The organism is Pseudomonas sp. GW821-FHT05D12 (assembly GCF_059419825.1).
The window spans coordinates 277,159-290,403 of sequence record NZ_JBWKSN010000010.1 but is presented as its reverse complement, the minus strand read 5'-3'; the positions used below and the strand labels follow the sequence as shown (position 1 = coordinate 290,403).

At 64.4% G+C, this 13,245-nt stretch carries 7 protein-coding genes and 1 pseudogene; 4 read left to right on the top strand and 4 right to left on the bottom strand.

Features of this window, described 5'->3' with window-relative positions:
- Window positions 1–394 precede the first annotated feature (394 nt).
- Window positions 395–1,885 carry an FAD-dependent oxidoreductase gene (locus AC07SI_RS20340; protein WP_495006396.1) on the bottom strand — a complete coding sequence of 497 codons (1,491 nt, stop codon included), beginning with the start codon at window positions 1,883–1,885 and terminating at the stop codon, window positions 395–397.
- A gap of 49 nt (window positions 1,886–1,934) precedes the next feature.
- On the opposite strand from AC07SI_RS20340, the gene AC07SI_RS20335 reads away from it, so the two are divergent.
- Window positions 1,935–2,429 carry a MarR family transcriptional regulator gene (locus AC07SI_RS20335; RefSeq protein ID WP_315421529.1) on the top strand — a complete coding sequence of 165 codons (495 nt, stop codon included), beginning with the start codon at window positions 1,935–1,937 and terminating at the stop codon, window positions 2,427–2,429.
- Between the two features lie 414 nt (window positions 2,430–2,843).
- Here the strand turns inward: AC07SI_RS20335 and nirD are convergent, their stop codons facing one another.
- On the bottom strand, window positions 2,844–3,206 hold the full coding sequence (gene nirD, locus AC07SI_RS20330) for a nitrite reductase small subunit NirD (RefSeq protein WP_495006395.1): 363 nt from the start codon (window positions 3,204–3,206) through the stop codon (window positions 2,844–2,846).
- Window positions 3,206–5,749, bottom strand: coding sequence for a nitrite reductase large subunit NirB (gene nirB / locus AC07SI_RS20325; protein ID WP_495006394.1), 2,544 nt, complete (start codon window positions 5,747–5,749; stop codon window positions 3,206–3,208). The genes nirD and nirB overlap by 1 nt, the downstream gene beginning before the upstream one ends.
- 573 nt (window positions 5,750–6,322) lie before the next feature.
- Between nirB and AC07SI_RS20320 the strand changes: the two genes are divergently transcribed.
- The 3 genes and pseudogenes from AC07SI_RS20320 (at window position 6,323) to AC07SI_RS20310 (ending at window position 12,415) form a co-directional block, all read left to right on the top strand.
- Window positions 6,323–10,324 carry a bifunctional nitrate reductase/sulfite reductase flavoprotein subunit alpha gene (locus AC07SI_RS20320; protein WP_495006393.1) on the top strand — a complete coding sequence of 1,334 codons (4,002 nt, stop codon included), beginning with the start codon at window positions 6,323–6,325 and terminating at the stop codon, window positions 10,322–10,324.
- Between the two features lie 138 nt (window positions 10,325–10,462).
- A pseudogene (locus AC07SI_RS20315) lies at window positions 10,463–11,560 on the top strand (cache domain-containing protein); the annotation flags it as partial.
- 87 nt (window positions 11,561–11,647) lie between these two features.
- Window positions 11,648–12,415 (top strand): methyl-accepting chemotaxis protein, encoded by a 768-nt coding sequence (locus AC07SI_RS20310; RefSeq protein ID WP_495006399.1) that lies wholly within the window; start codon window positions 11,648–11,650, stop codon window positions 12,413–12,415.
- Here AC07SI_RS20310 and AC07SI_RS20305 read toward each other — a convergent pair.
- Window positions 12,405–13,199 carry an alpha/beta fold hydrolase gene (locus tag AC07SI_RS20305; RefSeq protein ID WP_495006392.1) on the bottom strand — a complete coding sequence of 265 codons (795 nt, stop codon included), beginning with the start codon at window positions 13,197–13,199 and terminating at the stop codon, window positions 12,405–12,407. The genes AC07SI_RS20310 and AC07SI_RS20305 overlap by 11 nt on opposite strands.
- Window positions 13,200–13,245 lie beyond the last annotated feature (46 nt).

Sequence of the window (13,245 nt, the reverse complement as noted above, 5' to 3'; positions counted from 1 at the left end):
TGTGGGAGCCGTCGAGCCCCGGCGAGGCCGCGAAAGCGGTGTGTCAGGCACTAAATTCATTGGCAATGCCGCCGCCTTCGCGGCCTCGCTTGGGCTCGACGGCTCCCACATTTGGTCTTTGGGGCGGCGGATTATTGGGGTGTGACTCAAGGCTGCTTGCGGTAGGCCCGTATCGAGGCGAACACCGCCGTTCCCCTGTGGGAGCCGTCGAGCCCCGGCGAGGCCGCGAAAGCGGTGGGTCAGGCACTAAATTCATCGGCAATGCCGCCGCCTTCGCGGCCTCGCCAGGGCTCGACGGCTCCCACAGGAGGGGATCGGGGCGTTTGCTCGTTCTCGTTCAATGCCCACGACAATCCGTGTAGCGCCCGCGAGGCTGCGATGGTGGTGGAGCTGTCTAGAGCAAGACCCGCTGAAGGTAACCCTCAAGAACGTCAACCTGCGCGGATGAAACAATCGCGGCGATATACCCGTCAGGGCGCACCAGCACCCAGTCACCGAGCGCCAGTCCATAAGCGCGCTGAAAGTGCCCCTGCGCATCGATCATGTCGCCTTGCAGGCCGAACCGATGGATATGCAGCCCCGGCCGCGCGGCCACCGAGCCGCGTTTTACCCCGTACCCGAGCAATGTCCAATGCGTGCCCTGGAAGAGGTTGAACAGTCGCAACGATTGGCCTGCCGCCCCCCGGATCGGTGCATCCGGTGCCCGGTCGCCGGCGCGCAGGCTGGCGGTACGTGTCGGCTGCGCCAGGGCCAGCGAGGACTGCGGGTAGCCGATATCCAGCTGGTGCACTTCCCTGCCCCGGCGCAAGTCGCCGTTGGCCATCGCGCCCAGCAGTTGGGTGGCCAGGCCGAGTACGGATGCGGCGACGGGACGGCGCTCTGCCTCGTAGCTGTCGAGCAGATCATCGGACGCGCCGTGGGCCTCTGCGGCGAGTTTCCAGCCGAGGTTGTAGGCGTCCTGCACACTGGTATTGAGGCCCTGGCCGCCGGTGGGTGGATGGATATGGGCGGCGTCGCCCACCAGCAACACACGGCCGACGCGGTAGTGGTCGGCCAGGCGCGCATTCATGCTGTAGGCCGATGCCCAGGACACGCAATGCACCTCAATATCCTCACGCCCAGTGCGCTGGGCGATGAGCGCCGTCAGGCCTTCTGCACTCATGTCGACATCAACCTCCAGAGGAATCGGGCCCTGGATCTGGAACAGATCGGTGCCGGCCAACGGGCATATCGCGACTTGTCGCTGCACATCGCCCTCGCCAAAACGGTGCCAATGGTCACGCGACAGCCCGGTGAGCACCACGTCCGCCACCAGCGCGCGTACGCCCAGCGTCTTGCCAGGAAAGCCAATCTGCAGCGCATGCCGCACAAAACTGCGACCGCCATCGGCGCCCACCAGCCAGCGCGCGCGAACGGTGTCGGCGCCCGTCGGCCCCATCACCTGCGCCGTGACGCCGTCGTCGTCCTGGACAAAGTCCAGCAGTTCACAGCCGAATTCAGGCCGATGCCCCAGCTCCAACAGACGCTCGCGCAGCACTTGCTCAGTCAGAAATTGCGGCACCATCAGCGGCTGTTGATAGGGCTCGGCCGGTGTCGCAGGATGCTGCGCGATAGAATTGCCGTCACTGAAGCTGCCATCGTCGCGGTAGCGCCGCTCAGTCGGATAGACTCCCCCCATTGCCACCAGGCGGTCGAGAACCCCCAGGTCTTCGAAGACTTCCTGTGACCTTGGCTGGATGCCCTTGCCGCGCGAGCCGTGGAACGGCTGTGGGCTCTTCTCGATCAGACGGAAGGTGATGCCCCGTCTGGCCAAGTCGATCGCGAGGGTCAAGCCGGCAGCACCGGCACCGCAAATCAGTACATCGACAGCGCATCGCTCGTTCATACGGACCACCTATATGTGCAATACGCACATATTAAGAGGGAGAAGCACAGTGTCAATTAAAAATGTGCAAAGCGCACATATATCCGCCCAACTGCGCGACCTGCATGGATCGCTGGTGGAAATCGTCGGCGTGATGAATCGCCCGCAACGCGACGAGGCGATGGTGCGCGAAGCCGGGATTTCCCTGGATCGCGCGCTGTTTCCGCTGCTGGTGCTGGTGGAGCGGCTGGGCCCGATTGGCGTGGTCGAACTGGCCGATCGTGTCGGCCGCGACTACACCACCGTAAGCCGGCAGGTGGCGAAACTGGAAAGCCTCGGCCTGATCCTGCGCCAGGAAAGTGCAGCGGACCGCCGCGTGCGTGAGTCGGTGATTACCGACAAGGGCAAGGCTATGACGGACCGTGTCGATGAGGCGCGGGAAAGGATCGGCCAGTCGATCTTCTCGACCTGGGACGAGGGTGATTTCGACAACCTGGTGCGGCTGATGCGCAAGTTTGCCGAGGACATCAAGGACGATTCAGTGCGGGCGACGAAGGGGATGTAGTGAAGCCATGCACTGCGCTCTGGTGAGCCAGGCTGGGTTGTTGTGGCAAGGGGGCGTCCTGTGGTGAGCGGGCTTGTTGTGGTGAGCGGGCTTGTCGAATCGTCGCACCGCCCGCGTTGGGCTGCGCAGCAGCCCCAAAACCTAACCCCTCGGTTTACCTGAAACAGCGCAGTGATCTTGAGAGGGGCCGCTGCGCGCCCCAACGCGGGGCAAGCCCGCTCACCACAACAAGCCCGCTCACCACAACAGGCCCGCTCACCCCAGGAAGCACCACTAGCCACAGGAAGCCCACTCACCACAACAAGCCCACTAGCCACTGGAAGCCCACTCACCACAACAAACCCACTAGCCAAAGGAAGCCCGCTCACCACAACAAACCCGCCAGCCACATAAGCACAACCGCCCCGCGCCCTATCAATCCACCCCCAACTCCACCACCCCGCCGTTCAACCGCACCGGCCATACCCGCAACCGCTGCTCCGGCGCCTCAAGGCATTGGCCGTCCTGCAGCCGATAATGCTGCTTGTAGATCGGCGCAGCCACCACCAGTTGGCCCTTGATGCTGCCGACCAGGCCGCGGCCGATGACGTTCGCGCCGGACTGCGGGTCATGGTTGTCGATGGCGTACAGCGTCTGGTCCGGCGCCTGCGGCAGGTAGAACAGCGCCACCTGCACGCCGTCGACCCATACCACCACGCCGGAATTGCTCACCAGGTCTTTTTCGGTACACACGCGTTTCCAGCTGGCCAGGTGTCGCTGGCTGTTGGGCTGGCTCATCAGGCAATCTCCTCGGTGACGGCAATCAGGTTGAGTTCGGCGGCCATGATCGGCCGGCGCTGGCCGCGTTCCTGCACAAAGTGAATGTCCGGGTCGGCGCGCTTGTCGTTGACGAACGTGCGGAAGCGCTTGAGTTTCTCCGGGTCCTTGAGGGCGTTGGCCCACTCGCATTCGTAGCGGTCGACCACCCGTTGCATCTGCGCTTCAAGTTCCGCGCCGAGGCCCAGGCTGTCGTGCACGATCACGTCCTTGAGGAACTCCAATCCGCCCTCCAGGCTTTCGCGCCACACCGAGGTGCGTTGCAGCTTGTCGGCGGTGCGGATGTAGAACATCAGGAAGCGGTCGATGTACTGGATCAGCGTGGCGTCATCGAGGTCGGTGGCGAACAGTTCCGCATGGCGTGGGCGCATGCCCCCATTGCCGGCGATATACAGGTTCCAGCCCTTCTCCGTGGCGATCACGCCGACGTCCTTGCTCTGCGCTTCGGCGCACTCGCGAGTGCAGCCCGACACCGCGAATTTGAGCTTGTGCGGCGAGCGCAGGCCCTTGTAGCGGTCTTCGATGAGCAGCGCCATTTTCACGCTGTCCTGCACACCGTAGCGGCACCAGGTGCTGCCCACGCAGGACTTCACCGTACGCGTGGACTTGCCATACGCATGCCCGGTTTCGAAGCCGGCGGCGATCAGCTCGGCCCAGATGTCCGGCAGCTCATGCAGTTGCGCGCCGAACAGGTCGATGCGCTGGCCGCCGGTGATCTTGGTGTAGAGGTCGTATTTCTTCGCGACCTCGCCGATCACGATCAGCTTGTCGGCGGTGATCTCACCGCCCGGAATACGCGGGACCACCGAGTAGGTGCCGTTCTTCTGCATGTTGGCCATGAACGTGTCGTTGGTGTCCTGCAGCGGCACCAGGGACGGGTCCATGATCGGCTGGTTCCAGCAGGAGGCGAGGATCGAACCCACCGCCGGCTTGCACACATCGCAGCCGGTGTGGCCACGCCCATGCTTGGCGAGCAGCTCCTCGAAGGTGCTCAGCCCTTCCACCCGCACCAGCGCATACAGCTCCTGCCGGGTGTGGGCAAAGTGTTCGCACAGGCTTTTATCGACACTGACGCCACGCGCGATCAGCTCATGCTCGAACACCTGCTTGAGCAACCCGGCGCAGCCGCCACAACCGGTGCACGCCTTGGTCTGGGACTTGAGCACCCCGAGGTCGCTGCAGCCGCCGTCGATGGCCGAGCAGATCGCGCCTTTGGTGACGTTGTGGCACGAACACACCGTGGCCGATTCCGGCAACGCGCCAGGGCCGAGTGTCGGTGCGCCGCTGGACGACGGCAGGATCAGGCTCGCCGGTTCCGCCGGCAACGCGATGCGGTTCTGCAGGTATTGCAGCAGGGTGTCGTAGTAGCTGTTGTCGCCGACCAGCACCGCGCCGATCACGTGCTTGCCGCTCGCATCCACCACCAGGCGACGGTAGCTGGCGCTCGCCTCGTCGATAAACTGGTAGCTGCGCGCGCCGGGCGTGTGGGCATGCGCATCGCCGATGGAGCCGACGTCGACGCCAAGCAATTTGAGCTTGGTCGACATATCGGCGCCCACAAAAGGCTCGGCGGCCTCCCCGCTCAACAACGCAGCCACGCCGCGGGCCATCTGGTAGCCCGGCGCGACCAGGCCGAACAGGCTGCCGTTCCAGGATGCGCACTCGCCAATCGCGTAGATGTTTGGGTCGCAGCTCAGGCATTCGTCGTTGATCACCACCCCGCCGCGCGGGCCGATCTCCAGCCCGGCCTGGCGGGCCAGTGCGTCCTGGGCGCGGATACCGGCGGAGAACACGATCAGGTCGGTCTCCAGATACGCCTCACCGGTGAAGTTCATGCGGTAGCGGTACTGCTCGCCCGCACTGATCGATTGAGTGGCGCGCGACAAATGCACACCGACGCCGAGGCGCTCGATCTGGGCCTTGAGCGCCAGGCCGCCAAAATCATCCAGCTGCACCGGCATCAGGCGCGACGCGAACTCCACCACATGGGCTTCCAGGCCCAGGCTCTTCAAGGCGTTGGCGGCTTCCAGACCCAACAGGCCGCCGCCGACCACCACGCCGCGCCGTGCATTGGCTGCCGCCGCGCGAATGGCGTCGAGGTCTTCAAGGGTACGGTAGACCAGCCGCGAATCGCCTTCGGCGCCTTCAATCGGCGGCACAAACGGGTAGGAACCGGTAGCGAGCACCAACTTGTCGTACGCCACGCAACCATTGGCGGTGATGACCTCGCAACGGGCGCGGTCGATTTCCAGCACCGGCACGCCCAGGTGCAGGGTAACGCCCGGCGTCTGGTACAGCGACGCCTCGGACAGCGCCAACGACTCGGCATCGCGGCCGGTGAAGTATTCGGAAAGGTGTACGCGGTCATAGGCACGCATCGGCTCTTCGCTGAACACGTGCAACCGATAATGCGCCAGCGCGCCGCGCTCGATCAGTTGCTCCACACAGTGGTGGCCGACCATGCCATTGCCGACGACGATCAGGGTTTTCATCTGTTTATTCATTCCAAGCACCCGGCAACGTTCATCACGGTTTTAAAAGCAAAAAAAAACGCCTGAAACCTTGCGGTTCCAGGCGTCTTTGCCTGTTCTTCTGCGGGATCGGATCGGCGACTGCGCCGGCTCTGCCGCGATTGCCCCTGGTGTCGATCGTCGTTGACCGAGATGGGTTGAGGATGAACTTGCAGGCGGCGTGCCAACCCGCCCAGGTGCCCGTAACAGCCACACCCGGCGCCTCCTCTGCCCCTCCAATACGCCGAATCCCGCCTCCAACTGGTGCGCCCTGCTTCATAACTGCGCACTGGAGCGCTTGTGTGGCGAGGGAGCTGGCTCCCGTTGGCGTGGGTAGCGCACCGAGGATTTTGGCGCCGCTGCGCAGCCCGGCGGGAGCCAGCGCCCTCGCCACGACACGTGAGCCCGCCTGCGCTCAAACCTGGCGCGTGACTTGCTAGGAACCCCACATACAGCAGTCAACGCTGACTGCCCAATCACGACAAAGGCGCCGTGCAATCCCCGTTTCCAACGGCGGGTTGCAGGGCGCTTTTTTTATGCCGGGCACAAAGCAGTCGAGGGGTACGGATGGCAATTCAAAGCGTGCGCAGCGTGTGCCCTTATTGTGGCGTGGGCTGCGGCATCGTCATGCAGGTCGAGCACAACAAGGTGGTCAAGGTGATCGGCGACAGGGCCCACCCCACCAACTTCGGCCGCCTGTGCACCAAGGGCACTACCTGCGGGCAAGCCATCGCCGAGTCCGGCCGCATGGAAAACGCCTACGTGCGTCAGGCGCGCGATCACGACCCGGTGCGCATCGGCATCGACACGGCCATCAGCGACACGGCCAGCCGTTTGCGCCACATCCTCGACACCCACGGGCCCGACGCGCTGGCGTTCTACGTGTCCGGGCAAATGTCCCTGGAAGCCCAATACCTGGTCAACAAACTCGCCAAGGGGTTTGTGCGCACCCAGCACATCGAGTCCAACTCGCGCCTGTGCATGGCCAGCGCCAGCAGTGGCTACAAGCTGTCCCTGGGCGCCGACGGGCCTCCGGGGTCCTATGCAGATTTCGACCGCGCCGACCTGTTCTTCGTGATCGGCGCGAATATGGCCGACTGTCATCCGATCCTGTTCCTGCGCATGATGGACCGGGTCAAGGCCGGGGCGAAACTCATCGTGGTCGACCCCCGACGCAGTGCCACGGCGGACAAGGCCAGCCTGTTCCTGCAGATCGCCCCCGGCACCGACCTCGCCCTGCTCAACGGCCTGTTGCACCTGCTGGTGAAAAACGGCCACACAGACCCGGCCTTTATCGCGGCCTTCACCGAAGGCTGGGACGCCATGCCCGGTTTCCTCGAGGACTATCCGCCGGCGCAGGTTGCGCAACTGACCGGCCTGGCTGAAGCCGACATCCGCCAGGCCGCCGCCTGGATCGGCCAGGCCAGCGAATGGATGAGCTGCTGGACCATGGGCCTCAACCAGAGCACCCACGGCACCTGGAACACCAACGCGCTGTGCAACCTGCACCTGGCCACCGGCGCGATCTGCCGCCCCGGCAGCGGGCCGTTTTCCCTCACCGGCCAGCCCAACGCCATGGGCGGGCGCGAAATGGGCTACATGGGCCCGGGCCTGCCGGGGCAGCGCTCGGTGCTGGTCGAGGCCGACCGCGCCTTTATCGAAGACCTCTGGCAACTGCCCGCAGGCAGCCTGCCGCGCCAGGTCGGCGGCGGCACCGTGGCGATGTTCGAGCAGATGGCCGCCGGGCAGATCAAGGCCTGCTGGATCATCTGCACCAACCCGGTGGCCAGCGCGCCGAATCGACGCAAGGTCATTGAAGGCTTGCAGGCCGCCGAACTGGTGATCACCCAGGACGCCTTCCTCGACACCGAGACCAACCGCTACGCCGACATCCTGTTGCCCGGCGCACTCTGGGCCGAAGCCGAAGGCGTGATGATCAACTCCGAGCGCAACCTGACCCTGATGCAGAAAGCCGTCGACGCCCCCGGCGAGGCCTTGCCCGACTGGCAGATCATCGCCCGGGTCGCCTGCGCGATGGGCTTTGCCGAGGCCTTCACCTACACCTGCGCTGCCGACGTATTCGAGGAAATCAAGCGCGCCTGGAACCCCAAGACTGGCTATGACATGCGCGGCGCCAGCCATGCACGCCTGCGCGAAACGCCCTTGCAATGGCCCTGTACATCCACCGATGGCGCCGACCGCAACCCGATCCGCTACCGGCATGGCGACACACTCAAGTTCGCCACCGAAACCGGCAAGGGCCAGTTCCTCGCCCGTCCGCACATGCCGCCGGCGGAGATGCCCGATGCGGCGTTTCCCTTTGTGCTCAACACCGGCCGCCTGCAGCACCAGTGGCACACCCTGACCAAGACCGGCAAGGTCGCCACGCTGAACAAACTCAACCCCGGCCCGTTCGTGGAACTGCACCCCGAAGACGCCGCGCAACTGGGCATCAAGGACCAGGACCGAGTCGAGATTCGCTCATCACGCGGGCATGCCGTGCTGCCTGCGGTGGTCACCGACCGCGTGCGGGCGGGCAACTGTTTTGCGCCGTTTCACTGGAACGATGTGTTTGGCGAACACCTGGCGATCAATGCAGTGACCAACGACGCCGTCGACCCGATTTCGCTGCAGCCGGAGTTCAAGTTCTGCGCCGTGGCCCTGACACGGATCGAGCTGATCGACCATCAGTTCCTCGACGCGCCCAAACCCGCAACCTGCGTTATCCCCCCGTCAGCAGAGGACCTCACCATGTCACGCCTCGACGCCTTCGCCGATCTCGCGGGCCTGCGCAACGTGCCGGCGCCGGCACTCAGCGACAGCGAACGCACCTACCTTGCGGGCTTTCTCAGTGGCCTGCGCGCCAGCAGCGGCCACGAAACCGGCGTACCGGTGATGCCGGCGCAGGCCCCCTTGGCCAAAGACACTCGGTTGTGGCTCGACGGCCTGCTGGGTGGGCTGTTCAGTCGTGCAGAAGCGGGCGAAGCCAGCGCCCTGCCCGGCCCGGCCATCACCCTGCTGTGGGCCTCGCAAACCGGCAACGCCGAAACCCTGGCCGAACGCTTTGCCCAACGCCTGCGCGACGCCGGCATAGAGGTGGTGCTCAGCGCCATGGCTGACTTCCCCGCCAGCAGACTCGCCAGTACCCACACCCTGGCCCTCATCAGCAGCACCTTCGGCGACGGCGACCCACCGGACAACGGCGAAAGTTTCTGGCACAGCCTCAGCAGCGCCGACACCCGCCTCGAATCGCTGCGCTATGCGGTGCTGGCGCTGGGCGATACCAATTACGACCAGTTCTGCAAGCACGGCAAACAGCTCGACCAGCGCCTGCAGGAATTGGGCGCCACCCGCCTGCTGGAACGCGTCGACTGTGACACCGAATTCGAAAGCCGTGCCGACGCCTGGCTGGCGCAATTGCAGCAAACCCTCAACCCGGCAAAACCTGCAGCGCCCGCCACACCCGCCGGCAAAACCAAGCTGTTCGGGTCACGCCTGCTACTCAACCGGCACTTGAACCCGCAGAGCGCGCACAAGGAAACCCGCCAGTTCGCCCTCGACCTGGCCGACTCCGGGCTGAGCTATGAAGCCGGCGATGCGTTAGGGGTGATGCCGCGCAACTGTCCGGAACTGGTCAGCGAACTGCTCGACCTGACTCGCCTGCGCGCCAGCACCTGCGTGAATGTCGACACCTTCGGCGAAGTGGCCCTGCAACAGGCGCTGACCCAGCACTTCGAAATTGCCCGTCCCAGCAGCGACACGCTCGCGTTCATCGCCGAGCGCAGCGCCAATCCGGGCCTCAAGCAGTTGCTCGAACCCGAGCGCAAAGCCGAGCTGAAGGACTGGCTGTGGGGCCGACAACTGGCGGACGTGCTGCACCACTATCCGATTGAATGCACGGCGCAGGAGCTGCTCGGCACCCTCAAGCGCCTGCAACCGCGCCTGTATTCAATCGCCTCCAGCGCCAAGGCTTATCCGCGCGAAGTCCATCTGACGGTGGCTGCGGTGCGTTATGGCCGGCGCAAAGGCGTGTCGTCGACCTTCCTCGCCGACCGCGCCGGCGACGCCGAGGTGCCGGTGTTTGTGCAGCCGTCGCGGCACTTTCGGACACCCACCGACGGTGATGTGCCGATGATCATGATCGGCCCCGGCACCGGTGTGGCGCCGTTCCGCGCGTTTTTGCAGGAACGCCGGGCACAGGGGCATCAAGGCCGCAACTGGCTGTTCTTCGGTGAGCAACATGCGGCCAGCGATTTTTACTACCAGGAGGAACTGCAAGACTTGCAGCACGATGGCCTGCTGACCCACCTGAGCCTGGCGTTTTCCCGCGACCAGGCGCAGAAGGTCTACGTGCAGGACCGCCTGCGCGAACACGGTGCGGAGCTGTGGCGCTGGTTGCAGGAAGGCGCGCAGCTGTATATCTGCGGTGACGCCAGCCATATGGCCAAGGATGTCGACCAGGCACTCCGTCAGATCGCGCAAACCCACGGCGGGCTTGGCGCGGAGAGCGCGGCGGAGTACTGGCGCGCATTGAGCGAGCAGAAGCGTTATCTGCGTGATGTGTACTGATTGGATACAGAACAATAAGCACTTTGTATTGTGTACAAAAAACCCTAAAGATTTATCCGACCCGGGCCGAAACAGCAGGCATAGCAAATCGCCGCCACTCTAGGCTGGACGGCGTCGATTTGGCCGCCCTCCACGCTGATGGTCGTCTCGATGAAAATAAAAAATAAGCTTGTACTCGCGTTTGTCTCGGTCGCATTTATCCCGGTAAGCCTGGTCGCCGTGATTTCGGTGATGAACACGCGGACCCAGGCCGTCGATCAGTTCATCGACGGCAGCACGCGGGAAATCCGCCAGATCGATGGCAACATCCGGCAGTTCTTTGATGGCACGCTGCAAAACGTCGATCAAATGGCCACGGATTCTGTATACACTTCCGTGAACACCCTTAAGAACTATCAACCCGCCGATGCCGCCAGCCAGCCTATGCCGGCCGTGGCCCAAGCGATGATCGAGCGCTTCGCGCGCTTCGGTGCCACGCACCCGGCGGCGGCCATCCTGTCCATCGGCCTGGAAGACGGCACCTACGTGAAATGGCCGGATGACCCGCAGCTGGCCAAGTACGATCCGCGCACGCGCCCCTGGTACAAGGCGGCAATGGCCAGCCCCGGCAAGACCGTGCGCACCCCTGCGTACTATTACGACAAGGACGACGTGGCCCTGGTCGGCACTGCGCGCGCCTTGCTGGATAACAGCGGCAAGGCCAAGGGCGTGTTCGTGGTCAGCGTGTCGCTGAAGAACCTCACCGAGTTGGTCAAGAGCATCAAGCTCGGCGAAAGCGGCTACGTGATGCTGATCGAAGACGGCGTGGTGCTGGTCGACCCGCGCGACGCCGCCCACAGCTTCAAGCCGCTCAAGGACCTCGGCGCCGCTTATGCGCAACTGGCCGCGACGCCCCAGGGATCCACCGAGGTCGAGATCGACGGCGTGCGCTACATGGCCAACGTCTGGACTTCCCCGGGCCTGGGCTGGCGCTACATCGGCCTGATCGAACATCGCGAAGTCATGGCCGAAGCCACGCGCATGACCTACCTCACCGCTATCATCGTCGGTGTGCTGGTGTTGATCTTCGGGCTGATCGCCGCGGCGTTCTCCAAGGTCATTGTCAAACCCATCGGCCAGGTCAGCACCGGCCTGCAGTCGATCGCCCAGGGCGAAGGCGACCTGCGTCATGAGCTGCAGGTGCAGGGCAAGGATGAAACCGCCGAACTGGCCGGCTGGTTCAACAAGTTTCTCGCCGCCATTCGCCAACTGATCCAGCATATCGGCGCGGCTTCGGCCAACTTGCAGAATGCCTCGAAGGTCAACAGCGAAGTGGCGCACAACATGAACGAGGCCGCCGGGCGCCAGCGCGAAGCGGTGGAACCGGTCTCCACCGCGTTCAACGAAATGGTCGCCACCGCCAACGAAGTCGCGCGCTCCTGCAGCGGCGCGGCGGAGTCGGCCGAGAACGGCCACCGCCGTGTCGCCGAGGGCAAGCAGCAGATCGAAGTCACCACCGACAACGTCAACCGCCTGGGCCGCCGCCTGACCGAATCGTCGCAGGCGATGGTCGAGCTGGAAGCCGGCAGTCGCAGCATCAATCAGATCCTCGGCACCATTCGCGCGATTGCCGAACAGACCAACCTGCTGGCGCTGAATGCTGCCATCGAGGCCGCCCGCGCCGGTGACCAGGGCCGTGGTTTTGCCGTGGTTGCCGACGAGGTGCGCGCGTTGGCCAAGCGCACCTCCGACTCCACCGGCGAGATCGAGCAACTGCTCGGCACCCTGGAAAACAAGACCCAGGAAGTCACGCAAAAGATGGGCAGTTGCCTGGACCTGTCACGCGCGAGTGTGTCGTCCATCGAAAGCGCGCGCGACAGTTTTGAAGGCATCCAACTGTCGGTCAACGAGATCCGTGACCAGAACCTGCAGATCTCCGCCGCCGCCGAGGAACAACACAGCGTCGCCGAAGAGATCAACCGGCATATCCAGCAGATCTACGACGAGGCGCGGCTGGTGGAAAGCCTCGCCAACTCGGCGCAGGACGACTCGGGACGGCTGTCGAACCTGTCGGATGAGCTGAATGGGCTGGTGGGCCGCTTCAAGTCCTGATGAACGCCGAGATCTGCTGCCACATGGCACGCGGGTTGGAATACATCGGGAAGTGCCCGCACTCGGCGATCGGTGCCAGGCGCACGCCGTGTGCCTGGATATGCGTGAGGTAGGACAGCCCGGCGTTCTGCTCGCCGTACATGAACAGACGCGGGCACGGCAGGCCGAGGAACTTGTCCATCAGCCCGGCGTTATCCGACAGCTCCACCATCGACTGGAAAATCCCGCGCACCGCGCCGGCCCGCACCTTGTGGCGCAGGCTGGCCGAGTACAGCGCGCTGGCATATGCCGGGGCCTGGCGGGTGCGCTCGATGAAGGCGCGGAAAAACGCCTCGGGATCGTCCGCCGGGTAGTCGATGATCTGGCGGCTGAGAAAGCAGTCTTCCGGGGCGATATTGCCCTCTATGTCGATGAAGCTCAGCACACGCCCGGGAAAACGGTGCGCCAGCATCAGCGCCGTCAGGCCGCCCATGGAGTGGCCGACCAAATGAAAGCGCTCGATCTGGAAATGCGCCAGCACCTGCAATGCGGTGTCGAGCAGGAACGGGATGCTGATCTTCGTCAGGTCGGCGCACTGGCTTTCACCGCAGCCGGGGGCGTCGTAGGCAATGAACGGGTGCCCGTCGAACGCCGAATGCAGGTCGATATCGGCGTAGTCTTCCTTGGTCGAGCCAAATCCGTGCAGGAACACGATGGGCGCGCGGTCGCCAGTGCGATGGATCGCGGCGATGTCCAGCGATACGCCGTCTACCGTCAGCGGCAAGTGGGTGTGAGTGAACGACATGATGGGGTTTCCTGGAACAGACAGCCCGGCAATTTCAGCGGTTTGC

Coding starts and splice junctions, on each gene's coding strand:
- AC07SI_RS20340 (WP_495006396.1), bottom strand. CDS start 1,885: ATGAACGAGCGATGCGCTGTCGATGTACTGATTTGCGGTGCCGGTGCT.
- nirD (WP_495006395.1), bottom strand. CDS start 3,206: ATGAGCCAGCCCAACAGCCAGCGACACCTGGCCAGCTGGAAACGCGTG.
- nirB (WP_495006394.1), bottom strand. CDS start 5,749: ATGAATAAACAGATGAAAACCCTGATCGTCGTCGGCAATGGCATGGTC.
- AC07SI_RS20320 (WP_495006393.1), top strand. CDS start 6,323: ATGGCAATTCAAAGCGTGCGCAGCGTGTGCCCTTATTGTGGCGTGGGC.
- AC07SI_RS20310 (WP_495006399.1), top strand. CDS start 11,648: ATGAACGAGGCCGCCGGGCGCCAGCGCGAAGCGGTGGAACCGGTCTCC.
- AC07SI_RS20305 (WP_495006392.1), bottom strand. CDS start 13,199: ATGTCGTTCACTCACACCCACTTGCCGCTGACGGTAGACGGCGTATCG.